Source organism: Olleya sp. ITB9 (genome assembly GCF_001315805.1).
Classification (GTDB): Bacteria; Bacteroidota; Bacteroidia; order Flavobacteriales; family Flavobacteriaceae; genus Olleya; species Olleya sediminilitoris.
Genome location: NZ_BCBW01000044.1, coordinates 15,538 through 40,270 on the forward strand (window position 1 = coordinate 15,538; position 24,733 = coordinate 40,270).

Here is a 24,733-nt window from a genome sequence, read left to right on the forward strand (position 1 = left end):
CTGTAAATTATAATTTAGCACTAATTAAACTCATGTTATCTTAATGTTATTTATACTTAAATAATCAAAAGTTTTAGTATTAATTTTATCTTTACGATAACATAACTATAAAGTAAATTCAAGTTTAAATTCCATGAACAAAAAAGATATTAAAATCCTTTTAGTAGATGATGAGCCAGATATTTTAGAAATTGTTGGTTATAATTTAACTAATGAAGGCTATCAAGTAACTACAGCTAAAAATGGTGTCGAGGCAGTCAAAAAAGCTAAAAAAGAAAAACCTCAATTAATCATTTTAGACGTAATGATGCCAGAAATGGATGGGATAGAAGCTTGTGAAGCTATTAGGAAAATACCAGAATTAAGTGCAACTATAATTACATTTTTGACAGCACGTGGTGAAGATTACTCTCAAGTAGCAGGATTTGATGCAGGAGCAGATGACTATATAACAAAGCCAATTAAACCAAAAGTATTAGTTAGTAAAGTTAAAGCATTATTAAGACGTTTAAAGTCAGAAGATGGTGCCAAATCTTTAGTAACTATTGGCAATCTTGTTATTAATAGAGAAGAATATAAAATTGTTTTAGAAGGAAACGAAATAATTTTGCCAAGAAAAGAGTTTGAACTATTATCTTTGTTAGCCTCTAAACCAGGTAAAGTTTTTAAAAGAGAAGACATACTAGATCGTGTTTGGGGTAACGAGGTGGTTGTAGGTGGACGTACAATTGATGTACACATTAGAAAACTACGAGAAAAAATTGGAGACGACAGCTTTAAAACCGTAAAAGGTGTAGGCTATAAATTTGTAGAATAATTTTGAAACTAAAAAAGACTTATAAATTTGCATTAAAAACATCGTTTTTAATCACTGTTTTTTTAACGCTCTTTATGAGTGTTTTTTTGTATATGTATTATTCTATTAATCCATTAGTAATCTTACTATTTGCATTAGCAACCTATGGATTATCCTTTTTAATAATCCAGTATCGTGTAGAGCATTTTATTTATAAACGAATTAATAAAATTTACAAAGACATTACTTTGTTAGAGTCTGCTAGTTTTAGAAAAAACAGTATTACAACAGATATGGCGACTCTGACCAAGCAAATAGATCAATTTGCAAAAGGTAAAAAGTTAGAAATCGAAACCTTAAAAGTAAGAGAAGAATACCGTAAAGAGTTTATGGGTAACGTATCCCATGAGTTAAAAACCCCTTTATTTACCGTTCAAGGTTATCTTGAAACATTAATTGATGGAGCCATAGATGACAAAAATGTAGCCGAAAAATACCTAACCAGAGCCACAAAAGGTGTAGAAAGGCTAATTTACATTGTCAAAGACTTAGACATGATTACTAAGCTAGAGGTTGGAGACCTTAGTTTAAATCAAAAGGACTTTGATATTGTTCAGTTAGTACAAAGTGTGTTTGAACTGCTAGAAATGAAAGCTGCTAAAAAGCAAATCACACTAACTTTTGATATGGATTATAAAAATCCTGTAATGGTAAAAGGCGATGAAGAAAGATTACAGCAGGTGTTAACAAATTTAGTAGTTAATAGTATCAAGTATGGTCGGGAAAAAGGAACCACAGAAATTAGTATAGAAACACTAGTAAAAAACAAAGTTATAGTTAGAGTAACAGATAATGGTGAAGGTATAGCAAAACAACATTTACCAAGATTGTTTGAACGTTTTTTTAGGGTCGATAAAAGTGGCTCTCGTAAAGAAGGAGGTTCTGGTTTAGGCTTATCTATAGTAAAGCATATTATAGAAGCTCATGACGAAAAAATTTATGTAGAAAGTGAGCTAAATATAGGTAGCGAGTTTTCGTTTACTCTTGAAAAAGCTTAAATAATTCGCTAAAATCAGTTTCATTATTAAAAATATTCAAACCCGAATAATCCTCAATTCTATCCAATTCTTTTAAACAAAAATCTTTTTGGGCACAACTTGCAACAAGACCTTTGTCATCAAGGTATTTAGCAAGATATTCCTGTTCAAACTGTCCAGGCGTAGGTATAAAAAAAGCACGTTTACCTAGTTTAGCCAAATCCATAATTGTAGTATAACCAGATCTAGAAATTACCAAGTTGCAATTATTTAAAGCATGTTGTAATTCGTCTGTTTGCATAAAATTATAAATCGTAAACGGTTGCTCCTTGCGTACCGTTTGCTTAGCTTCAATTTTACCACGTACAAAAGTAATATGACCTTTATAATTACTAAACTCACTAAGCAGTTTTTCCTCTAATAAAGTACGTTGTGGTTCTGGTCCAGACAATAAAACCATAATATCATCCTTAGGTTTAATATCCAAGGTGTTCAATCGGCTTAAAGCACCAATATATTTAACCTTTAAGCCTTTATTGTTAAAATCATGACCAAGTTTTCCGCTTAAATTAGGCTCATTTTCAAAATCCGGAATCCAACATTCATTAAACTCTTTTAAATAAGTGTCATGAAAAAAAGTACTCAATTTAGTCGTCTTTCCGCTTAACACATTAAGTTGGTGTGTGATAAAAACAGACGGTTTAGATTTAGAGTAAACTCCCATACGGTTGTCAGATATAATACCATCAATAGCATACTCATGTATAATTTTTTTAATCGCTTTACGCTCCTTTTTAATCGCTTTTTTAATTTTAGGTAATTGCCAAAGCATAAGCCACTTAAATCCCGTTTTACTTCTAGAGTAACGTACGTTATAAGCAGGTAATTCAATAAAAATGGCACCTTTAAACTCCTTTTTAAGCAATTCTAAAGCTTGACCATCACTAGCAATAATGGGCTCAAAACCTTCAGTTATCAAGGCATTTATAATAGGTATGCATCGCGTAGCATGACCAATTCCCCAATGTAAAGGCGCAACTAAAATTCTTTTTTTCATGTCATTAATTTGGGCGTTACCCTAAAGGGGCAGGCTATCCATTATATCTTTTTTTGCCATATATGGCAGCAAAAAAAGGATGTCATTACTATCCTTAACGCATAAAATGTCAAAATCAAAGGTAATCATAAACAAGCTTAAGTATATTTCCTTAATTTTACGCCAGAAATAACAAATAGTTAAGAAGTGGGAAGCAAGAACAAGCAAAAACGATTCAGAGAAAACGAAACCTTTGACAACGTATTCCAACCAACTAGAAGTCAGTTGGTGGATGAGGTTTATGAGCATAAAGGCAACTGGAATAAAAACGTCTTTAAAAACAACAACCCTTTAGTTTTAGAACTTGGATGTGGTAAAGGCGAGTATAGTGTTGCTTTAGGAAAAAAATTCCCAAATAAAAACTTTATAGGTATAGACATTAAAGGTGCACGTTTCTGGAGAGGAGCCAAAACTGCGGTTGAAGATAATCTTAAAAATGTAGCTTTTATACGTACACAAATCGAGCTTGTCGAGTCTGTTTTTGCTCAAAACGAAGTTGATGAAATCTGGATAACCTTTCCAGATCCACAAATTAAATACAAGCGTACAAAACACAGAATGACCAATTCTACCTTTTTAAAACGTTATAAAAACATTTTAAAACCAGATGGAATTATGAATCTTAAAACAGATTCCGAGTTTATGCATGGTTATACCTTAGGATTATTACATGGTGAAGGTCATGAAGTATTACATTCCAATAATGATGTGTACAGACAAGAAGGAAGTCCAGAAGAGGTAACAGATATTCAAACTCATTATGAAGGGATTTATCTAGAGCAAAACAAACCAATTACGTATATTAGGTTCAAAATCAAATAAGTAGTGAGTATTACTATTACCTTTTTTATAAGTTTGCTAATCGCTTTAGTAGGAGTCATTCCGCCTGGATTGCTTAATATGACTGCTGCCAAAATTAGTATTAAAGAAGGCTATAGTCGTGGCTTAACGTTTTCAATAGGTGTTTGTGTAGTAGTAATAATACAAACACTAATTGCAGTTATTTTTGCACGCTATTTAAGTAGGCATCCAGAAATAGTACATGTATTACAACGTGTAGCCTTTGTTTTATTTGTGTTAATAACAGTTTATTTTCTGCTATTAGCAAAAAAAGAACCCAAACCAAAAAGAGAGCAAGAACGTAAAAGTAAACACAGTCAGTTTTTTTATGGTATGTTATTGTCAGGATTAAACGTGTTTCCAATTCCGTATCAAGCATATATGTCCATAACATTAGCTAGTTTAGGTTGGTTAACTTTTGATAATGTTAGTGTTACATCCTATGTTACAGGAGCAGCAACAGGGACTTTTGTAATGTTATATATTTATGTGTTTTTTTTCAAACGCATAAAAAACAAACGTCTTAAATCCCAAAAAGGGATGAATTATATCATCGGAGCCATAACAGGTATAATATCCATTGTAACTTTAATTAATATTGTAAAAACATTATAAGTTATGAAGCCCGAAACACTAAGCTTCTTTGATAAAGTGTATGAGGTAGCTAAGCTAATACCACAAGGTCGTGTTACAAGTTATGGCGCAATAGCTAATTATTTAGGAGCAAAAAAAAGTGCTAGAATGGTAGGATACGCCATGAATGGATCGCACAACAAAGATGTGCCTGCTCACAGAGTGGTAAACCGAAAAGGTTTATTAACAGGAAAACATCATTTTGATGGAACCAATCTTATGCAACAGCTTTTAGAAAACGAAGGTGTAAAGGTTGTAGACAATCAAATTCAAGATTTTCAATTAGTTTTTTGGGATCCATCACAAGAACTTAGTAGGTAATACGCTATTACTCACAACCTGTTTTTATAGGTGTTTAGGGTATTATAACTTCCAACTATCACACCATAAAAAACATCAAACTAACCACTTTATTCTTCAAGGTTTAAGTAGTATCTTTGCAAATAAGAGTCAGTCTCAATACATTAAATAATATCAAGAGTAGATTTTAAGGTTAAATAGTAGTATAATTTTTTAATCCAAACTCTTTTTTCTAGCATAAACAATGAAATTAAATAAACAAGACATCCTTAAAGCATTACAAACCATAACTGTTCCTGGAGAAGGAGAAAATATGGTAGATAGTGGTGCAATAACTAATGTAGTTACATTTGCTGACGAAGTGATTGTAGATATTACTATAACCAATCCAGCGCTTCAGGCACGTAAGAAAACTGAAGTAGAGATTTTACAGACCATTCATAAATTAGTGTATGATAAAGCAAAGATTAAAGTTAACATTAAAGTCGATGCACCTCAAAAATCAGCACCAAATGTAATCAAAGGAAAAACCATTCCTGGTATTCAAAATATAGTAGCTGTAGCCTCAGGAAAAGGAGGTGTAGGTAAGTCTACAGTAACAGCAAACCTTGCAGTTACGTTAGCAAAAATGGGCTTTAAAGTAGGTGTTTTGGATGCAGATATTTATGGACCATCAATGCCAATAATGTTTGATGTCGAGACAGAAAAACCATTATCTGTAACCGTTGACGGTAAATCAAAAATGAAACCTGTAGAAAACTACGGAGTAAAAATATTATCTATTGGGTTTTTTACAAAACCAGACCAAGCAGTGGTTTGGCGTGGACCTATGGCAGCAAAAGCATTAAATCAAATGATATTTGATGCAGCTTGGGGAGAATTAGATTTCTTATTATTAGACCTTCCTCCTGGAACTGGAGACATCCATTTAAGTATTATGCAATCTCTACCTATCACAGGAGCAGTAGTTGTTAGTACACCTCAAAATGTAGCCTTAGCAGATGCTAAAAAGGGAGTCGCAATGTTCCAACAAGACAGTATAAATGTCCCTGTTTTAGGAATTATAGAAAACATGGCTTATTTCACACCAGCAGAGTTACCAGATAATAAATATTATATCTTTGGTAAGCAAGGTGCAAAACACTTAGCAGAAGACCTACAAGTCCCATTATTAGGTGAGTTGCCATTAGTACAAAGTATTAGAGAAGCAGGAGATGTAGGACGTCCAGCAGCAATGCAGACTAATACACCATTAGAGCAAGCGTTTCAAGACATAACAAAAAACGTAGTACAACAAGTTGTAGATCGTAACGATAATTTACCAGCAACAGAAGCCATTAAAATTACTACTATGGCAGGATGTTCTGCAGTTAATAAAAAATAAATGACAACACAAGAACTTAAACTAAACGTAGAAAAGGCACTAGAAGAAATTCGTCCGTTCCTTCAAAACGATGGAGGAGATATTAAGTTAATTTCCATCGAAGATAACGAGGTAACAGTGCAGCTTCAAGGTGCATGTACATCCTGCAGTGTAAACCAAATGACATTAAAATCAGGTGTAGAAATGACCATTAAAAAATACGCACCACAAATAGAAAAAGTGACTAACATCGCTTAAAAAATAAATATGGCGTTACCATTATCCTGAAAAAAATCAGGATAATGGTCAGGCTGTCACTACTCGCTCTCTGCGAGGAGCTCAAACAGACCGTTCCATCCTTAACGCAGGTCAAGCTAACAAAAGTCATAAAATAGTAAATGTTGGTAATTTACCTTTGCAAGTAATAACAAAAGCATCAAGGTAGACAAAAGAAAAAGTAATGATAAAAACAGATATATTAATAATAGGAGCAGGACCAACAGGTCTATTTGCAGTATTTGAAGCAGGATTACTAAAATTAAAATGTCATTTAATTGACGCATTACCACAACCAGGTGGTCAATGTTCAGAGATTTATCCCAAAAAACCTATCTATGATATTCCGGCTTATCCAGAAATTTTAGCAGGAGATCTTACCCATAAATTAATGGAGCAATGCAAGCAATTTGAACCTGGTTTTACATTAGGAGAGCGTGCAGAAACTATAGATAAGCAAGACGATGGGTCGTTTATAGTAACAACTAATAAAGGAACTAAACACCACGCACCAATAGTCGCGATTGCAGGTGGATTAGGTAGTTTTGAGCCACGTAAACCTAAAATTGATAATCTATCAGATTATGAAGACAAAGGTGTTGAATATATCATTAAAGAGCCAGAATTTTACCGAGACAAAAAAGTAGTCATTGCAGGAGGAGGAGACTCAGCTTTAGACTGGAGTATTTATTTAAGTGACGTAGCTTCAGAAGTAACTTTAATTCACAGACGTAACGAGTTTAGAGGACATTTAGATTCTGTAGAAAAAGTACAAGAATTAAAAAATGCAGGCAAGATTAACCTGATTACACCAGCTGAGGTTATTGGTGTTGAAGGTGATAATAAAATAGAAGCAGTAACAGTAAAGCAAGGTGCTAAAACGTTTACTAAAGCGTGTGATCATTTTGTACCATTATTTGGGCTGTCACCAAAACTAGGACCAATAGCAAATTGGGGTTTAGAGATAGAAAAAAATGCAATTAAAGTAAATAACGCTTTAGACTATCAAACTAATATACCTGGTATATATGCCATAGGAGATGTAAATACTTATCCAGGAAAATTAAAGTTAATATTGTGTGGTTTTCATGAAGCAACATTAATGTGTCAATCAGCATATCAAATTATCAATCCAGGAAAACGTTTCGTTTTAAAATATACTACAGTTAGTGGTGTGGATGGATTTGATGGTACACGTAAGGAAGCACCAAAAGCAGTTGTTAAAGCTATTGATTAATAATAGTATTGCTTTAGTAAAGTCAGAGCATCTAAACATAATAAAATGGAACAAGACATAAATATAAAAATTACTGACAGAGATGGTGTTCAGCATAGTATTGAAGCACCAACAGATATGGCTATGAATTTGATGGAAGTAGTACGTAGTTACGAACTTGCTCCTGAAGGAACCATAGGAATATGTGGTGGTATGGCTATGTGTGCAAGTTGTCAATGTTATGTGATTAGCGATACAACGCTTCCAGAAATGCAGGACGATGAAGAAGCCATGTTAAGCGAAGCGTTTAATGTACAGGATAATTCAAGATTAGGTTGTCAAATTCAGATTACTCCTGAGATGGAAGGGTTAGAAGTTATTTTAGCACCAGAAGAATAAAAAGATTGTTTTAAACGTCATCTTCAATCAAGTTTCAGTATTCTACAAGAGTAGCAATTTTTCTACTGTTTAATGTGTTTAAGCTTTTTAGGGTTTTTAATTTTCAATTTTTCAAGAGACAAAAAATATTTTTAGGAACACAGGTTCAATGGTATTTGGTTTTGTATTAGCATAACAACCAGAAGTAATTCATTTTAAAAATGCACCCAATAAAGTCTTAGTATTTATTATCATATTCATTATTAGATAGATTAGTTGTGTTTTATGGCAGTCCGTAATCACATTTATCATTGACTTATAGATTTAGGATTAAATCGTAAATAGGTAACTGGCTTAATTGGTTTATATACTTTAGCTATTACAACATTGGTTATTGTACTTAATCATTTATCAGTTAGTAATGTTTTTTCTACAGCAAAATTTGTAGCTATTTTTGTTTTGTTGTTCTCTTTTTCAATAAAGTTAAAAGCAGTTAAAATTAAATTTGTAATCCTTACCTTGTAGACAAATTAAAAATTTAAACACTCTTGAATTTTTACACTAGTTTTATAACTGAAATTTAGTCACTGAAAATTAATTAAATAGTATAAAAATCGTGCATAAACAATCAGAAAAAACAACAGAAAACTCAACTAATCAAACTCCAAAAATCACATCAATATGTTGTATTGGTGCAGGATATGTTGGTGGCCCAACTATGGCTGTAATGGCACAAAAAAATCCTAATATCAAAATAACAGTAGTCGATTTAAACGCACAACGTATTGCAGACTGGAACGACAACGATTTAGGCAAGCTTCCTATTTTTGAACCAGGTTTAGATCAAGTTGTCAATGAAGCAAGAGGACGCAATTTATTTTTTTCAACAGATGTAGAAGCAGCAATCCAAGAGGCGCAAATGATATTTATTTCTGTCAACACACCAACCAAAACCTATGGAGCAGGTAAAGGGATGGCTGCAGATTTAAAGTATATCGAGCTATGTGCAAGACAAATAGCAAAAGTAGCTACAACAAATAAAATTGTAGTAGAAAAATCAACACTACCAGTCAAAACAGCACAAGCTATAAAAAGCATATTAAATCACACAGGTAATGGTGTGCAGTTTCAAATACTGTCTAATCCAGAGTTTTTAGCCGAAGGTACAGCAATAACAGATCTTACCAATCCAGATCGTGTGTTAATTGGTGGAGACCAAACACCAGAAGGTAAACTAGCCATTCAATCATTGGTGGATGTGTATGGATCTTGGGTGCCAAAAGCACAAATATTAACTACAAATATTTGGTCCTCAGAATTATCGAAATTGGTAGCTAACGCCTTTTTAGCTCAACGTGTTTCATCAATAAATGCTATTTCAGAATTATGCGAAGCTACAGAGGCCAATGTCGATGAAGTTGCTAAAGCTATAGGGATGGACTCACGTATTGGACCTAAGTTTTTAAAGTCTTCAGTAGGTTTTGGAGGGTCATGTTTTCAAAAAGACATTTTAAACCTTGTTTACATTTCTAAATCACTAGGTTTACAAGAAGTAGCAGACTATTGGGAGCAAGTTATTATTATGAATAATCACCAACGTAACCGTTTTGCTAATAATATAGTTAAAACATTATACAACACAGTATCTGGCAAAAAAATAGCCTTTTTAGGATGGGCTTTCAAAAAAGATACTAATGATACCAGAGAGTCTGCAGCTATTTATGTAGCAGATAAATTAATAGACGAGCAAGCTAATGTTAGCGTATATGATCCCAAAGTAACCGCAAGCCGGGTACAATCAGATATCAATTACTTAAATACAAGAACAGAAGCACAAAATAATAATTATTTAACTAGCCTAGATAATCCTTATGATGCAGTTAAAAATGCACACGCTATTGCTGTATTGACAGAATGGGATGAGTTTAAAACCTATGATTGGCAACGTATTTATGATAATATGAGTAAACCAGCTTTCATTTTTGATGGTCGTAATGTACTAGATAAATTAGCACTAGAAACTATTGGTTTTCATGTTAAAGGAATAGGTAAATAAAACGTACTGTATATACAAAACTTAAAAACAGATTTAAAATAATAATGACAATAGCAATTATAGGATTAGGGTATGTCGGATTACCTTTAGCAAGATTGTTTGCAACAAAGCATCCAATTATTGGATTTGATATAAATCCAACTCGTGTATCAGAGTTGCAGCAAGGTTTAGATATTACTTTAGAAGTAAGTCATGATACATTAAAAGCTGTAATAGTTAATAATCTAGAAGATTTACATTATGGTAATGGCTTGTTTTGCTCTACTAATCCTGACAATTTAGCTAATTGCAATCATTATATCATAACAGTACCAACACCAGTAGATAAAAATAATCGACCAAATTTAACACCTTTAATTAAAGCTAGCGAGACCGTTGGACGTGTATTGAAAAAAGGCGATGTTGTAGTGTATGAATCTACAGTCTATCCTGGAGCTACAGAAGAAGTTTGCATACCAGTATTAGAAGCCCAAAGTGGCTTAGTTTTTAATACAGATTTTTTTGCAGGCTACTCACCAGAGCGTATCAATCCAGGCGATAAAAAACATACCGTTGATAAAATTTTAAAAGTTACCTCAGGTTCTACTCCACAAATAGGCCAACAAATAGATGCATTATATAGTAGTGTTATTACAGCTGGTACACATTTAGCACCAAGCATAAAAGTAGCAGAAGCAGCAAAGGTTATTGAAAATGCTCAGCGCGATATTAATATTGCATTTGTAAACGAACTTGCTAAAATATTCAACCGTTTGGATATTAATACTAACGATGTGTTAGCAGCAGCAGCTACAAAATGGAATTTTTTACCCTTTAAACCAGGTTTAGTTGGAGGTCACTGTATAGGAGTTGATCCTTACTACTTGGCACAAAAAGCTCAAGAGGTTGGGTATCATCCCGAAATTATTTTAGCAGGTCGACGTTTAAACGATTCTATGGGAGAATATGTCTCAGCACAGGTAGTAAAGCTAATGCTTAACAAAGACATCAAAGTTAAAGGAGCAAAACTATTGGTATTAGGTTTTACATTTAAAGAAAACTGCCCCGACGTACGTAATACAAAAGTTGTAGATGTAGTAACTTGTTTGCAAAGTTATGGAATGTCAATTACCATTTATGATCCACTAGCAGATCCTAAACAAGTCCAGCATGAGTATCAGTTAAGAACAGTGCAACAACAACCAAAAGTAATGTTTGATGCAATAATATTAGCAGTAGCACATCAACAGTTTTTAAATATAAATTTAGATCAATTTAAAGCGCCAAATTCTGTAATTTATGATGTAAAAGGAGTTTTGGAAACACCAGACGGAAGACTTTAATCAAAAACATTAATTAACTACAGTAGTATTAATGGACCAACTTACACAATTAAAAAATAAAAAAGTACTTGTAACAGGAGGTGCAGGATTTATAGGGTCAAATCTATGTCAAGCCTTATTAAACCTGGACGTCAAAGTTACCTGTTTAGACAATTTTGCAACAGGACACCAACACAATATTACACCTTTTTTAAACAATCCAAATTTTACACTAATAACAGGTGATATTCGTGATTTAGAAGTGTGTAATAAAGCCTGTAGAGGTCAAAACTTTGTATTGCATCAAGCAGCATTAGGCTCAGTGCCAAGATCCATATCAGACCCAATTACAAGTAATGCAGTTAACGTTACAGGGTTTGTAAATATGTTGGTAGCAGCAAGAGACGCCAAAGTACATCGGTTTATTTATGCAGCAAGCTCATCCACTTATGGAGACCACGAAGCCTTACCTAAAGTAGAGGAAACCATCGGTAAACCCTTATCACCATACGCAATTACAAAATACATAAACGAGCTATATGCTGATAATTTTTTTACAACCTATGGATTAAATACCATAGGACTACGCTATTTTAATGTCTTTGGTAGGCGTCAAGATCCAAACGGAGCCTACGCGGCAGTCGTTCCATTATTTGTAAAGCAGTTTATAAAACACCAAAGCCCAGTAATTAATGGTGACGGAAGTTATTCTCGTGATTTTACTTACATAGATAATGTAGTACAAATGAATTTGCTTGCTATTACAACACAAAACAAACAAGCACTTAACCAAGTTTATAATACAGCAGTTGGAGACTGTACTACTTTACTACAATTAACAGATTTGCTAAAAAAATACTTGTCTAAATACGATCCTAAAATTGCGGAAGTTAATATTATGCATGGTCCAAACCGAAAAGGAGACATTCCACATTCATTAGCGTCAGTGGATAAAGCAAAACGCTTGTTAGATTACAATCCAACGCATAATATTGCTCAAGGGATTGAAGAAGCGGTAGATTGGTATTGGGAGAATTTGAAATAGCTTAAGTTTTCCTTATTAATAATTAATAGAGTTAAATATTGATAAGTTTATAGTAACTTTAATGCGATAGTTATTATTAACTTAAGAGGTTATTTTGATATTAAGATAAAGTTCAAGACAAATAATAATTTTAAATATCTAAGAGTTAAAAAAATTATAAGAATTTATTGCGCTTAGAAGTGAAGTATTATTTTAACTAATGATAATACATAAAAAACACTTCATTAAGAAGTGTTTTTTTATACATTCAATAAATAAAATATTTTAATCAATTTTTAAGTTCCTAGTTTATGTTACAAGCATGTAAATCCTTCTAAAGGAAATCTAAAACTCTATTTAAAAGCATTTAAACCTGTAACATCAAGACCAGTGATTAATAAATGGATATCATGAGTACCTTCATAAGTAACAACACTTTCAAGGTTCATCATATGTCTCATGATGCTATATTCTCCACTAATTCCCATTCCACCTAACATTTGTCTAGCGTCTCTAGCAATTTTTAAAGCCATATCTACATTGTTACGTTTAGCCATTGAGATTTGTGCTGAGGTAGCAGTGCCATTTTCACGCATGACACCAAGTCGCCAAGCTAATAATTGTGCTTTAGTGATTTCGGTAATCATTTCAGCAAGTTTCTTTTGTTGTAACTGAAATTGACCAATAGGTTTACCAAATTGTAAACGCTCTTTGCTATAACGTAAAGCAGTGTCATAACAATCCATAGCAGCACCAATTGCTCCCCAAGCAATACCAAATCTAGCCGAATCTAAGCAACCTAAAGGAGCGCCTAATCCAGATTTGTTAGGTAGTAAATTTTCTTTTGGGACTTTAACATTATCAAAAATAAGCTCACCAGTAGCCGAAGCTCTTAAAGACCATTTATTATGTGTTTCAGGAGTTGTAAACCCTTCCATACCACGTTCTACAACCAATCCATGGATACGTCCTTCTTCATTTTTAGCCCAAACAACAGCAATGTTGCAAAATGGTGCATTAGAAATCCACATTTTGGCACCATTTAAAAGATAGTGGTCTCCCATGTCCTTAAAATTAGTAACCATTCCACCAGGATTACTACCATGATCAGGTTCTGTTAAACCAAAGCTACCTATCCATTCTCCGCTAGCAAGTTTAGGTAAGTATTTTTGACGTTGTGCTTCGTTACCATATTTCCATACTGGATACATGACTAAAGACGACTGTACAGAGGCTGTACTACGTACTCCAGAATCACCACGTTCTATCTCTTGCATGATTAATCCGTAAGCAATTTGATCTAATCCTGCACCACCATATTCTTCAGGAATGTAAGGTCCAAAAGCACCTATATCTGCTAATCCTTGTACTATTTGTTTTGGGAATTCTGCTTTTTGAGCATACTCTTCTATAATAGGTGATACATCACGTTTTACCCATTCACGAGCAGCATCACGTACTAATTTATGTTCTTCGGTTAAAAGTTCATCAAGATTGTAATAATCTGGAGCTTCAAATAAATCTGGTTTCATTTAGTTAGTATTAAAATACGACAGTTAAAAATAGTGTATTGTTTAATAACAAAAATAACGAAATCGATTGCAGGACACAATTTTTATTGTCTTTTTAAGAAAATATAGCTTAAAATTTATGTAATTCACATTCGTGATAAGTTTTATTCCTACAACAACTGCTCTCATTAATAAAGTGGTAGCTTTTAAGATGTAATCAGGACTAAATTATGTTTAGAAAATACTACGTTACAGACGTCATCCTAAATTTATTTCAGGATCTCATTCTAATTAATAGGATAATTACAAGAGATAGGAGTATCAATTTTAGCTAAAAAACAATCAAATTTAATTTGAGTCAACTTCTTTTAAAAATAAATTATTAAACAACAGCCTACATGTTAAGGTAAAAATCCTGAGTTAAATTTATATACTCTTGTGTGTATTGGTGTCTTTCAATTTCAATAACTAAAACTTCGGTTTTAATAACGCTTTCGCGGAAAGAAAACGCTAGCAGACTTCGTTTGATTTCAGAATGTTTGGTGCCTTTAACATGTAAAATACGGTTTGGAAACAAGCCTACTTGAGACGCAAGTGCAATAAAATGGGATTCTTCTTTGTAAGGTATTACTACCGAAAAGACACCGTCTTTTGTAAGTAGTTTAGAGACGCTATCAACCAAATGCTCAAAAGGTAAAGCATCTGTAAATCTAGCTAAGTCACGTTGGTTGTTATCTGTTTTAAAATCTTCTGAATAAAAAGGAGGGTTGGAAATAATCAAATCATATTGGTCTTCTATTTCTTCAGTAAATTCAGCTAAATCAGCATGGTAGCAAAATAAGCGGTCAGCCCAAGGCGAAGCTTCAAAATTATCTACACACTGCTCATAAGCAAGCTCGTCAATTTCTAATGCATCAATAACTTGTGCAGTACTACGCTGTGCTAATTGTAATGATAAAACACCAGTTCCTGCACCAATATCCAATATAGAAAATGGGTTAGTATCCAAAGGTGTCCAAGCACCTAGAAGAACACTGTCTGTACCAATTTTCATGGCACATTGATCTTGCTGTACGGTAAAGGCTTTAAATTCAAAAGGTTTGCTCATAAATACGTCTTCCTAAATATTAGGATCTCATTATTTTAGTAGTAGTGTTGAGGTGAATTAGGCTTAACGAGGATTATTCCTCTAAATATAAATCAATTAAACCTTCAGGAGTTTCAACAAAAATAGTGTTGTTAGGTTTGTCGACTTTACTAATAAACTCATCATTCATTGGAATTAAAATCTCAATACCATCTCTGTCAATTTCAAATAAGGATTGTGCAGTAGAGTCGTTAACACCAGTTATAGTACCAACGGTTCCAAAATTTTTGTCTTCAACGGTAAAACCAATAATTTCATGAAAGTAAAACTTGTCATCATCTAACTCTGGTAAGACAGATAAAGGTAAGTATACATTGCTTTTAATTAAGCTATCTGCATCAGCTTCTGTATCTACATCTTCAAATTTAACACGTAGTAATTCTGACTTATGAAGCTGTGATGTTTCAATAAAAAACGGAACAAGAGAACCACGCAAGTCTATTAAAATAGAGTCTAGGTTTTCATATAAACCAGGTTCGTCGGTATCTAGTTTAATTAGTAATTCGCCTTTAAAACTATATTTTTTTACAATTTTACCTAAAAAGAAACAGTCTTTAATATCCATAAAATAAAAGTGTTTTGCATAAAAAACTCCGATAAAAGCTTATCGGAGTTTAAAAGTATAAAAATTAATTTTTATTCTTCTTCGTTTGAAGCTGTAGCATCATCTGCTGCTTCTTCAACTGCTGGAGTTGCTGCTGCAATTCTAGCTTCGTTTGCTGCTTTTTCTGCTTCAAAAGCTTTTGCTTTAGCATCAGCATCAGCTTTTGCTAAACCATCTTTTTTAGCATCTACTTTGCTAGCTTTTTCTTCAACCCACGCATCAAACTTAGCGTCTGCTTGCTCTTGTGTTAAAGCTCCTTTTCTAACTCCACCTGCTAGGTGATTTTTTAACATTGCTCCTTTGTAAGACAAAATAGCTTTTGCTGTGTCAGTTGGTTGTGCACCATTTTGTAACCATTGTACTGCTCCATCAACATTTAAATCAATTGTTGCTGGGTTAGTGTTTGGATTGTAAGCACCTAATTTTTCTAGGTATTTACCATCTCTTTTGGCTCTTGAATCTGCTGCAACGATCCAATAGTAAGGTTTTCCTTTCTTACCGTGTCTCTGTAATCTAATTTTTACTGGCATAAATAATTAATTTGTAAGGTTCTCGACCTCTATTATTAATAAGTGCGCAAAGATACTATAATTTTTTAATTATCAAGTTTTTAATGTAAATCTGTTATATATAATAAATTATTATATTTTTGAATTTCCATAAATCGCTAAAACATGAAAAAAATAACACTCCTCCTGGTTTCAATAGTAACATTACTTTCTTGTAATGAAGATTTAGTTTTTAATAGTCCTGCATTAATCGGATATAATGATGGCGTATTGTGGGAAGCAAGTTCGTTTAGAGCTAATGTAGAAGTAAATGGTAATTTAACGATTATAGGTGTTAAAGGCGCGCAGGTTGTTAATTTAAAAGCAATTCAAGCAACAGAAGGGACCTACCAATTAGGTAATACAACATCTGTAGCAACATTTGATGACGGTTTAGGTAAGGTGTTTACAACTAATAACATTCCAGATCCTAGTGTGCAAATTTATCCTTCTGAAGGAACTATTATTGTAACCGAGTTTAATGATATAGAAAGAACCGTATCCGGAACGTTTACATTTCATGCATTTGATAGTAGTGGATTAGATTCAGAAAACTTTAATAGAGGTTACTTTTATAATGTACCTATATTAAATGTCAATGTAGTAGATAGTCCAACAGGAGAGACTCAGGCTTGTCTTAATGCGATTGCAGTAGCAGCAACAACAGAAACTAATTTTGAAAGTAATGAAGATACTGCTTCAGCTGAGCAATACACACAGTTATGTAATGCTTACAAAACGTCTTTAGAAGTTAAATTGCAACAATGTGGTGATCCAGATGGATCTATACAAGCACAAATTAATGGTTTGGGCGACTGTACAAACTAAACTATATGTTAAGATAAACTAAAAGCCAACACGAAAGTGTTGGCTTTTTTTTGTTAAATACTCTTAATCTATCTTAAACCCTGTTAAATGCCTTTGTTTGCGCTATAATACGCTGTATATTGGTATAGCAGATGTGAAACAATAAGCATCTTAAAAAAAGTTATTGAAATTTAAAATGATAAAAGATACAATGAGTTACAGTGAAGAAATTTCAAATAAGTTAAACGAGTTATTAGTTAAAAATTATGATGCCGAAAAAGGGTACCTTAATGCAATTGATAATGTGGACAGTAATGATCTAAAAATGTTTTTCAAACGAAGAGCATCAGAGCGTAGCGAGTTTGCTAAAGAATTAAGAACCGAAATATTAAGATACGGTCAAATTCCAGAAGAGTCAGGAAGTTTCAAAGGCACAATGCATCGTAATTGGATGAGTTTAAAATCAACTTTTACATCTAATAATGAAGAGTCAGTATTAGAAGAAGCTATTAGAGGTGAAGAAGCTAGTTTAGAAGAATATGATAAACTAATGAAAGAAAACAACTTACCACCAACGATAGATAATCTAATTTTAAAACATCGCAATGCCATTCAGGCAGCAATTAACACCGAAAAAGTACACGAAGAGTTAGTGTCATAATTGGATAGATAGTAGTTTGAAAAGTCAGCACATTGTGCTGACTTTTTTTATGCGTTGTTTTTTAGTTTCAGAGATTAAAAAATTAATATTTCTACGTACTTTTACATGCTCGTATTTTTTACCTAAAACTTCAAAATAAAACACTACATGTATTTAATATTTGATACTGAAACCACAGGATTACCTAAACGTTGGGACGCACCAATTACGGATACCGACAACTGGCCAAGATGTATACAAATAGCTTGGCAATTACATGATGAGATGGGTAATTGTATAGAACATCAAGATTATTTAGTACAACCAGAAGGCTTTAACATCCCTTATGATGCCGAAAAAATACATGGTATTTCTACTGAGTTGGCAGAAGAACAAGGTGTGCCATTAGCAGAAGTATTAGAAAAATTTAATATAGCACTTAGTAAAACCAAATTTGTAGTCGGTCAAAACGTAAAGTTTGATTTAAATATTATGGGAGCCGAGTTTGTGCGTCAAAGTGTAGACAACCCTTTGCAAGAACTTCCTGTTTTAGATACTTGTACAGAAGATACTGCTAATTTGTGTCAAATACCTGGTGGTCGTTATGGTAAATTTAAATTACCAACGTTAACCGAGTTACATGAGTATTTATTTAATCAACCTTTTGCAGAAGCTCACAACGCAACTGCAGATGTTGAGGCAACAACACGTTGTTTTTTAGAGCTAATTCGTCTAAAAAAATATACTAAAGAAGCTTTAGACGTTCAACCGGATTATTTCGAAAATTTTAATAAAGAAAATCCACAAACCATCCAGCTAATAGGATTAAAGCATATTAACCTTAAAAAGGAAAGTGCAAAAATCCAAACAAGATTACAAAAACAAAATACTAATCAGGTCTCTTCAGAAGAGATTAAAGAGAATATAAAAGACCTTCAGTCTGCCGAGTTTGTTCATTTGCATAACCACTCGCAGTTTTCAGTACTACAATCTACCATTGGTATTTCTGAAATGGTAGACTTAGCAGCGCAACAAAATATGCCTGCTGTAGCCTTAACCGATCATGCAAATATGATGGGAGCATTTCATTTTGTGAAAGCAGTAAATGGCTATAATAAATCTATAAAGGCAAAAATAGATGAAGCTGAAGCAAGAGGCGAATCACCAAAAGCAAAACCAATTAAAGGAATTGTAGGTTGTGAGTTTTTTGTGTGTGAAGACCATCAAGATAAAACCAGAAAAGACAATGGGTATCAAATTGTGCTTATCGCAAAAAATAAAAATGGGTACCATAACTTAGCTAAACTGTCATCGCATGCGTTTGTGAATGGGTTTTATTATGTGCCTCGTATTGACAAAAAATTAATAGAGCAATACAAAGAAGACTTAATCTGTTTAACAGGAAATTTATATGGTGAAGTACCAAGTAAAGTTTTAAATGTTGGTGAAAGTCAAGCAGAAGAAGCTTTAATATGGTGGAAAGAATTATTTCAAGACGACTTGTATCTAGAAATAATGCGTCATAATCAAGAAGACGAAAACAGGGTTAATCCAACCTTAATAAAATTTGCACAGCAACACAACATAAAGCTTGTTGCTACAAATAACACCTATTATGGTAAGCAGGAAGATGCTAATGCACACGATATTTTATTATGTGTAAAAGATGGCGAAAAACAGGCGACACCTATAGGACGAGGACGTGGTTATCGTTATGGTTTACCAAATCAAGAATACTATTTTAAGTCTTCAGAAGAAATGAAAGCCCTATTTAGGGATATTCCTGAAGCAATTACAAATATCCAAGAAGTAGTTGACAAAATTGAAGGATTTGAGCTTGCCAGAGATGTATTATTACCAGCGTTTGATATTCCAGACGAGTTTAGACATGAAGAAGATGAAATTGATGGTGGTAAGCGTGGTGAAAATGCATTTTTAAGACATATTACTTACGAAGGTGCTAAAAAAAGATATGGTGAAGAACTGTCTGATGAAGTTACAGAGCGTCTAGATTTTGAGCTTGAGGTTATTGAGAATACTGGATATCCAGGTTATTTCCTAATTGTAGAAGATTTTATTCGTGAAGCCCGAAAAATGGACGTATCAGTTGGTCCAGGACGTGGTAGTGCAGCAGGATCTGTAGTTGCTTATTGTTTATGGATTACCAATATAGATCCATTACTATATAACTTACTTTTTGAGCGTTTCCTAAATCCAGATCGTGTCAGTATGCCTGATATTGATATAGATTTTGATGACGAAGGTCGTAGTCGTGTTATGGACTATGTAATTGATAAATACGGAAGTAATCAAGTTGCACAAATTATTACCTATGGTACTATGGCAGCTAAAAGTAGTATTCGTGATACAGCACGTGTATTAGATTTACCACTTTTTGACGCAGACAGAATAGCCAAGTTAATACCAACAATGTCCAAACTAAAAAAGATATTTGGACTATCAGAAAAAGAATTAGCACAAAAATTTAGAGCTGAAGATTTAGAAAAAATCAACGAGCTTTTAAATATATCTGAAGGTAGCGGATTAGAATCTGAAACTTTAAACTTAGCAAGAACCTTAGAAGGTTCTGTAAGAAACACTGGTATTCATGCTTGTGGTGTAATTATTACACCAGATGATATTACCAAATTCGTACCTGTGTCTTTGGCAAAAGATTCAGATTTATACGTTACACAATTTGATAACTCGGTAGTAGAAAGTGCAGGTCTACTTAAAATGGACTTTTTAGGACTAAAAACCCTAACCTTAATTAAGGATACTGTAAAAATTGTTAAGGCAAAACATGATATTTTATTAGATCCCGAAAACTTTCCGCTTGACGATGTAAAAACATTTGAGTTATTCCAAAGAGGAGAAACGGTTGGTGTGTTTCAGTATGAATCACCAGGAATGCAAAAACACCTTAAGGATTTAAAACCAACTGTTTTTGATGATTTAATTGCCATGAATGCCTTGTACAGACCTGGTCCAATGGAATACATACCAAGTTTTGTTAGAAGAAAACATGGTGATGAAGATATTGAGTATGACTTACCAGCAATGGAAGAGTACTTAAAAGAAACCTATGGTATTACCGTTTATCAAGAGCAGGTAATGCTTTTGTCACAGAAGCTAGCAGACTTTACTAAAGGTGAAGCCGATGTACTACGTAAAGCAATGGGTAAAAAGCAAATTGCTGTACTTGATAAAATGAAACCTAAGTTTATTGAGCAAGCAAGTTCTAAAGGACATGATGCTAAAAAACTAGAAAAAATTTGGAAAGATTGGGAAGCATTTGCAAGTTATGCCTTTAACAAATCCCACTCAACATGTTATGCATGGATTGCTTATCAAACAGCGTATTTAAAAGCACATTATCCAGCAGAATATATGGCTGCAGTATTATCTAATAATATGAATGACATCAAGCAGGTTACATTTTTCATGGAAGAATGTAAACGTATGAAGTTGTCTGTACTTGGACCAGATGTAAATGAGTCGTTTTATAAGTTTTCGGTAAATAAAGATAATGCTGTGCGTTTTGGTATGGGAGCCATTAAAGGGGTTGGTCATGGCGCAGTAATGACTATAGTGAATAATAGAGAAGAAGATGGGCCTTATACTTCTATTTTCGATTTAGCTAAACGTATAGATTTGCGTGCAGCCAATAAAAAAGCTTTTGAAAACCTTGCTCTAGCAGGAGGTTTTGACGAGCTGGGTGATACGCATCGTGCTCAATACTTTTTTAAGGATGGAAGCGAACTAACTTTTCTTGAAAAGGCTATAAAATATGGAGCAAAGCATCAAGAAAATGAAAATTCATCTCAAGTCAGTTTGTTTGGTGGAGAAAGTGAAGTGCAAATAGAAGAGCCTCAGATACCAAATTGCGACACTTGGGGAACAATGGAAAAATTATCAAGAGAACGAGAAGTTGTAGGAGTCTATATTTCTGGGCATCCTTTAGATGATTTTAGGACAGAAATGAAATCATTTTGTAGTGGAACTGTTTCATATTTTCATGATTTAGCTCCTCATGTTAATAAAGAAATCACCTTTGGTGGAGTCGTTACAGATGTGCAACATCGTGTGAGTAAGCAAGGAAAAGGTTGGGCAATGTTTACTATTGAAGATTACACAGATTCTTATGAGTTTAGAATATTTGGTGAAGATTATTTAAAACACAGACCATTTTTACTTCAAAATACCTTTGTGCATGTTAAAACGTTTGTTCGTGATGGATGGGTTAATCGTGATACAGGTAAAAAAAGTGACCCTAGGTTGCAGTTTAATAGTTTCCAATTATTGCATGATGTTTTAGAAAAAAATGTCAAAAAATTATCGATTCAATTAAATATAAAAGAGCTTGAAGAAGATAAAATTAAGCAGCTTAAAGAGTTAATCTCAATGTATCCTGGTAATCATGCTTTAACTTTTTTAGTGTACGATAACAGAGATAAAATTAAATTAACAATGATGAGTCGTAGACAAAAAATTAACGTCACTAATGAGTTGTTAAATATCTTAAACGAAAACCAAATACATTATTTAATAAATCAGTAAATTAGACTTAAAACCTTGTGTATAATATAAGTCAAAACAATACACCAATAGTTAAAACAAATTGTAAGCTTGTAAGCTTTGGCAAAATTTTTGACTAATATTGCATATTAACATGTAGTAAAACACAATTAAAATATAAATATTATGGCATTAGAAATCACAGATGCAAATTTCGAAGAAACAGTATTAAAAAGCGATAAGCCAGTAGTAGTCGATTTTTGGGCTGCTTGGTGTGGACCTTGTCGTATGGTTGGACCAATCATTGACGAACTAAATACAGAGTACGATGGTAAAGCAGTAGTAGGAAAAGTAGATGTAGACGCAAATCAAGAGTTTGCAGCAAAATACGGAGTGCGTAACATACCAACAGTATTAGTTTTCCAAAATGGAGAAGTAGTAGGTCGTCAAGTTGGTGTTGCACCAAAAAACGCATACTCTGACGCAATAGACGCTTTATTATAGGTCTATTTTATTAAAGTATTGGTAAAAGGTTTGCTGTAATGGCAAACCTTTTTTTATTTTAGATGAATAAAATTAAAGAAAGATTAAAAATGAGTAAACCAGTAAAAGTTCAAGACGCAATAGATAGCAAATTATTAGAAGAACGTAAAGTATTTCTTTGGGGAATGGTTGACGACAAATCTGCAAAGCACGTTATAGATAGATTGTTATATTTAGATAGTTTAGAGACTAAAGATATTACCTTATATATAAATAGTCCTGGAGGATACGTTACCTCAGGATTTGCAATGTATGACTGCATCAAAGGATTAAAAAGTGATGTGTCAACAGTATGTACAGGTTTAGCAGCATCAATGGGATCTATATTGTTGTCTGTCGGAGCAAAAGGAAAACGTTTCATACAACCACATGCAAGAGTAATGATTCACCAGCCAAGTGGAGGAGCGCGTGGTCAAGCAAGTGATATAGAAATTACAGCTCAAGAAATTGTAAAAACAAAAGAATTAAGTGCTAAAATATTAGCTGATAACTGTGATCAAACCTATGATAAAGTTATGAAAGACTTTAATCGTGACCATTGGATGGGAGCCGATGAGAGTGTTGCATACGGAATTGTAGATGGTATTACAGAATAATGAAGTTACAAGACGAACTGAATAAAGCAGGAGGATTTAAAAACCTCGAGCACTTAGCAAAACAAGTGGTCGAGGGATTTATTTCTGGTATGCATAAAAGTCCGTTTCATGGGTTTTCAGCCGAGTTTGCAGAACATAAAATATATAATCCAGGCGAGTCTACTAGACATATCGACTGGAAATTATTTGCTAAAACAGACAAGTTGTACACAAAACGGTATGATGACGAGACTAATTTGCGTTGTCATATTATAGTAGACAATAGTAGTTCTATGCACTATCCAAAAATGGATAGTTTTTCAATTGATAAGTTAAATAAAGCAGCTTTCTCAGCATTAGCATCAGCAGCACTAATGCATGTGTTAAAAAAACAACGAGATGCAATTGGCTTGAGTATTTATAGTGATACATATGATTTTTATGCTCCAGAAAAGGGTAGTGATCGTCATCATCATATGCTTTTACATCAATTAGAAGAAGCTGTAAAATCAAAACCCGTACAAAAACAAACAGAGACTTATGCTTATCTACATCAGATTGCTGAAAAGATTCATAGACGGTCATTAATTTTTGTATTTACAGATATGTTTCAAGTATCTGCTGAAAATGATAAATTATTTGAAGCTCTAAGACATTTAAATCATAATAAACATGAAGTCGTGCTATTTCACGTTTTTGATAAGAATAAAGAGTTAACTTTTAATTTTAATAATAAGCCTAAACGATTTATTGATGTTGAAACAGGTGATTTTGTGAATTTATATGCAGATCAAGTTAAGGATAATTATGAAAATGCTGTAAAAAGCTATTTTGAAGAGATAAAAATGAAATGTTTACAGTATAAAATTAAATATGTGGAAGCGGATGTAAACCAGTCGTTTAACGCTGTTTTGACGACTTATTTTATAGAGCGACAAAAATTTATTTAAAAAAAAGTAAAAAAAAGTTTGTCACATTGATAAAGAAGTCTATCTTTGCACTCGCAATAACGCAACGGTCTGGTAGTTCAGCTGGTTAGAATGTCGCCCTGTCACGGCGAAGGTCGCGGGTTCGAATCCCGTCCAGACCGCGAAAAATTGTCAAAAGCTCCGATACATTCGGAGCTTTTTTTGGCAATAAAACTTAGTTGTGTTGTTTTGATAGATGTAGTAGTCTATCAAACTGGTAGAAAGCTAGTCAATAGCTTGAACCGATGGAAAGCTTTCCTTTTTTCTTATAAGAAAATTGGGATGCTTTTTTGTTTTAAGGCATTTCGTCTTAATAAGTTGCTCTTCAACGATTTATTTGTTAGTTTTAAAGTCTATTATAGTATTTGTTTTAAGCTTTAAAAATCTTCTTCAATTTATTTTTTTAAAGTTAATCTGTTGTCAGATAATTTGTTGCGTTTTTTTGTGTAATAAATCATACAATGGTTTATCATCTACAATAGATAAATTATTATTAATTAAATTCAAGTATAACCAATATATATAAAATCAAAAATTAACATTTAAATACACTCTT

At 33.1% G+C, this 24,733-nt stretch carries 23 protein-coding genes and 1 tRNA gene; 19 read left to right on the forward strand and 5 right to left on the reverse strand.

Going from position 1 to position 24,733, the window contains the following annotated elements; genetic code table 11:
• Positions 1-133: 133 nt before the first annotated feature.
• A complete protein-coding gene (locus tag ITB9_RS12765) occupies positions 134-817 on the forward strand; it encodes a response regulator transcription factor (protein WP_028290611.1) in 684 nt (227 codons plus the stop codon).
• Positions 814-1,854: a cell wall metabolism sensor histidine kinase WalK gene (locus ITB9_RS12770; RefSeq protein ID WP_261975661.1), complete on the forward strand. Its 1,041-nt coding sequence runs from the start codon at positions 814-816 to the stop codon at positions 1,852-1,854. The genes ITB9_RS12765 and ITB9_RS12770 overlap by 4 nt, the downstream gene beginning before the upstream one ends.
• Here the strand turns inward: ITB9_RS12770 and ITB9_RS12775 are convergent.
• Positions 1,835-2,890: a glycosyltransferase gene (locus ITB9_RS12775; RefSeq protein ID WP_054852540.1), complete on the reverse strand. Its 1,056-nt coding sequence runs from the start codon at positions 2,888-2,890 to the stop codon at positions 1,835-1,837. The genes ITB9_RS12770 and ITB9_RS12775 overlap by 20 nt on opposite strands.
• A gap of 186 nt (positions 2,891-3,076) precedes the next feature.
• On the opposite strand from ITB9_RS12775, the gene trmB reads away from it, so the two are divergent.
• From trmB to ITB9_RS12825, 10 genes are all read left to right on the forward strand, one after another.
• A complete protein-coding gene (gene trmB / locus ITB9_RS12780) occupies positions 3,077-3,751 on the forward strand; it encodes a tRNA (guanosine(46)-N7)-methyltransferase TrmB (protein ID WP_054852541.1) in 675 nt (224 codons plus the stop codon).
• Between the two features lie 3 nt (positions 3,752-3,754).
• Complete coding sequence (locus ITB9_RS12785; RefSeq protein ID WP_036600170.1) at positions 3,755-4,384, forward strand: LysE family transporter; 630 nt, start codon at positions 3,755-3,757, stop codon at positions 4,382-4,384.
• A gap of 3 nt (positions 4,385-4,387) precedes the next feature.
• Positions 4,388-4,723, forward strand: a complete 336-nt coding sequence (locus ITB9_RS12790; RefSeq protein WP_054852542.1) for an MGMT family protein — start codon at positions 4,388-4,390, stop codon at positions 4,721-4,723.
• 223 nt (positions 4,724-4,946) lie between these two features.
• Positions 4,947-6,086, forward strand: a complete 1,140-nt coding sequence (locus tag ITB9_RS12795; RefSeq protein WP_054852543.1) for an Mrp/NBP35 family ATP-binding protein — start codon at positions 4,947-4,949, stop codon at positions 6,084-6,086.
• Complete coding sequence (locus ITB9_RS12800; protein ID WP_028290604.1) at positions 6,087-6,323, forward strand: NifU family protein; 237 nt, start codon at positions 6,087-6,089, stop codon at positions 6,321-6,323.
• Positions 6,324-6,525: 202 nt separating this feature from the next.
• Positions 6,526-7,578, forward strand: coding sequence for an NAD(P)/FAD-dependent oxidoreductase (locus ITB9_RS12805; protein ID WP_028607799.1), 1,053 nt, complete (start codon positions 6,526-6,528; stop codon positions 7,576-7,578).
• A gap of 45 nt (positions 7,579-7,623) precedes the next feature.
• Entirely contained in the window at positions 7,624-7,956 is a 333-nt protein-coding gene (locus tag ITB9_RS12810) for a 2Fe-2S iron-sulfur cluster-binding protein (protein WP_054852544.1), read from the forward strand.
• 595 nt (positions 7,957-8,551) lie between these two features.
• A complete protein-coding gene (locus tag ITB9_RS12815) occupies positions 8,552-9,991 on the forward strand; it encodes a nucleotide sugar dehydrogenase (protein ID WP_261975660.1) in 1,440 nt (479 codons plus the stop codon).
• Positions 9,992-10,035: 44 nt separating this feature from the next.
• Positions 10,036-11,313 carry a nucleotide sugar dehydrogenase gene (locus tag ITB9_RS12820; RefSeq protein WP_054852545.1) on the forward strand — a complete coding sequence of 426 codons (1,278 nt, stop codon included), beginning with the start codon at positions 10,036-10,038 and terminating at the stop codon, positions 11,311-11,313.
• Between the two features lie 31 nt (positions 11,314-11,344).
• Positions 11,345-12,337 (forward strand): NAD-dependent epimerase/dehydratase family protein, encoded by a 993-nt coding sequence (locus tag ITB9_RS12825; RefSeq protein WP_054852546.1) that lies wholly within the window; start codon positions 11,345-11,347, stop codon positions 12,335-12,337.
• 332 nt (positions 12,338-12,669) lie between these two features.
• Here ITB9_RS12825 and ITB9_RS12830 read toward each other — a convergent pair whose 3' ends face one another.
• The 4 genes from ITB9_RS12830 to ITB9_RS12845 form a co-directional block, all read right to left on the reverse strand.
• Positions 12,670-13,848, reverse strand: a complete 1,179-nt coding sequence (locus ITB9_RS12830; protein WP_054852547.1) for an acyl-CoA dehydrogenase family protein — start codon at positions 13,846-13,848, stop codon at positions 12,670-12,672.
• A gap of 373 nt (positions 13,849-14,221) precedes the next feature.
• Positions 14,222-14,935, reverse strand: a complete 714-nt coding sequence (locus ITB9_RS12835; RefSeq protein WP_054852548.1) for a tRNA1(Val) (adenine(37)-N6)-methyltransferase — start codon at positions 14,933-14,935, stop codon at positions 14,222-14,224.
• Positions 14,936-15,008: 73 nt separating this feature from the next.
• Entirely contained in the window at positions 15,009-15,539 is a 531-nt protein-coding gene (rimM, locus tag ITB9_RS12840; protein WP_028290599.1) for a ribosome maturation factor RimM, read from the reverse strand.
• A gap of 71 nt (positions 15,540-15,610) precedes the next feature.
• Positions 15,611-16,108: a 30S ribosomal protein S16 gene (locus tag ITB9_RS12845; RefSeq protein WP_054852549.1), complete on the reverse strand. Its 498-nt coding sequence runs from the start codon at positions 16,106-16,108 to the stop codon at positions 15,611-15,613.
• 144 nt (positions 16,109-16,252) lie between these two features.
• Between ITB9_RS12845 and ITB9_RS12850 the strand changes: the two genes are divergently transcribed.
• The 7 genes from ITB9_RS12850 to ITB9_RS12880 all read left to right on the forward strand — a co-directional run bounded on the left by ITB9_RS12850 (position 16,253) and on the right by ITB9_RS12880 (position 24,299).
• Positions 16,253-16,954 carry a DUF6252 family protein gene (locus ITB9_RS12850; RefSeq protein ID WP_054852550.1) on the forward strand — a complete coding sequence of 234 codons (702 nt, stop codon included), beginning with the start codon at positions 16,253-16,255 and terminating at the stop codon, positions 16,952-16,954.
• 190 nt (positions 16,955-17,144) lie between these two features.
• The gene (locus ITB9_RS12855) at positions 17,145-17,594 is read left to right on the forward strand and encodes a PA2169 family four-helix-bundle protein (RefSeq protein WP_028290596.1); all 450 of its coding nucleotides are present in this window, start codon (positions 17,145-17,147) and stop codon (positions 17,592-17,594) included.
• Between the two features lie 147 nt (positions 17,595-17,741).
• Positions 17,742-22,133, forward strand: a complete 4,392-nt coding sequence (gene dnaE, locus ITB9_RS12860; RefSeq protein ID WP_054852551.1) for a DNA polymerase III subunit alpha — start codon at positions 17,742-17,744, stop codon at positions 22,131-22,133.
• Positions 22,134-22,277: 144 nt separating this feature from the next.
• The gene (trxA, locus tag ITB9_RS12865; protein WP_054852552.1) at positions 22,278-22,595 is read left to right on the forward strand and encodes a thioredoxin; all 318 of its coding nucleotides are present in this window, start codon (positions 22,278-22,280) and stop codon (positions 22,593-22,595) included.
• An 89-nt stretch (positions 22,596-22,684) separates the two neighbouring features.
• Entirely contained in the window at positions 22,685-23,230 is a 546-nt protein-coding gene (locus tag ITB9_RS12870; protein ID WP_028607793.1) for a ClpP family protease, read from the forward strand.
• Positions 23,230-24,159, forward strand: a complete 930-nt coding sequence (locus ITB9_RS12875) for a DUF58 domain-containing protein (protein ID WP_054852553.1) — start codon at positions 23,230-23,232, stop codon at positions 24,157-24,159. The genes ITB9_RS12870 and ITB9_RS12875 overlap by 1 nt, the downstream gene beginning before the upstream one ends.
• A gap of 66 nt (positions 24,160-24,225) precedes the next feature.
• Positions 24,226-24,299 (forward strand) — tRNA-Asp (locus ITB9_RS12880).
• The last annotated feature ends 434 nt before the right edge of the window (positions 24,300-24,733 follow it).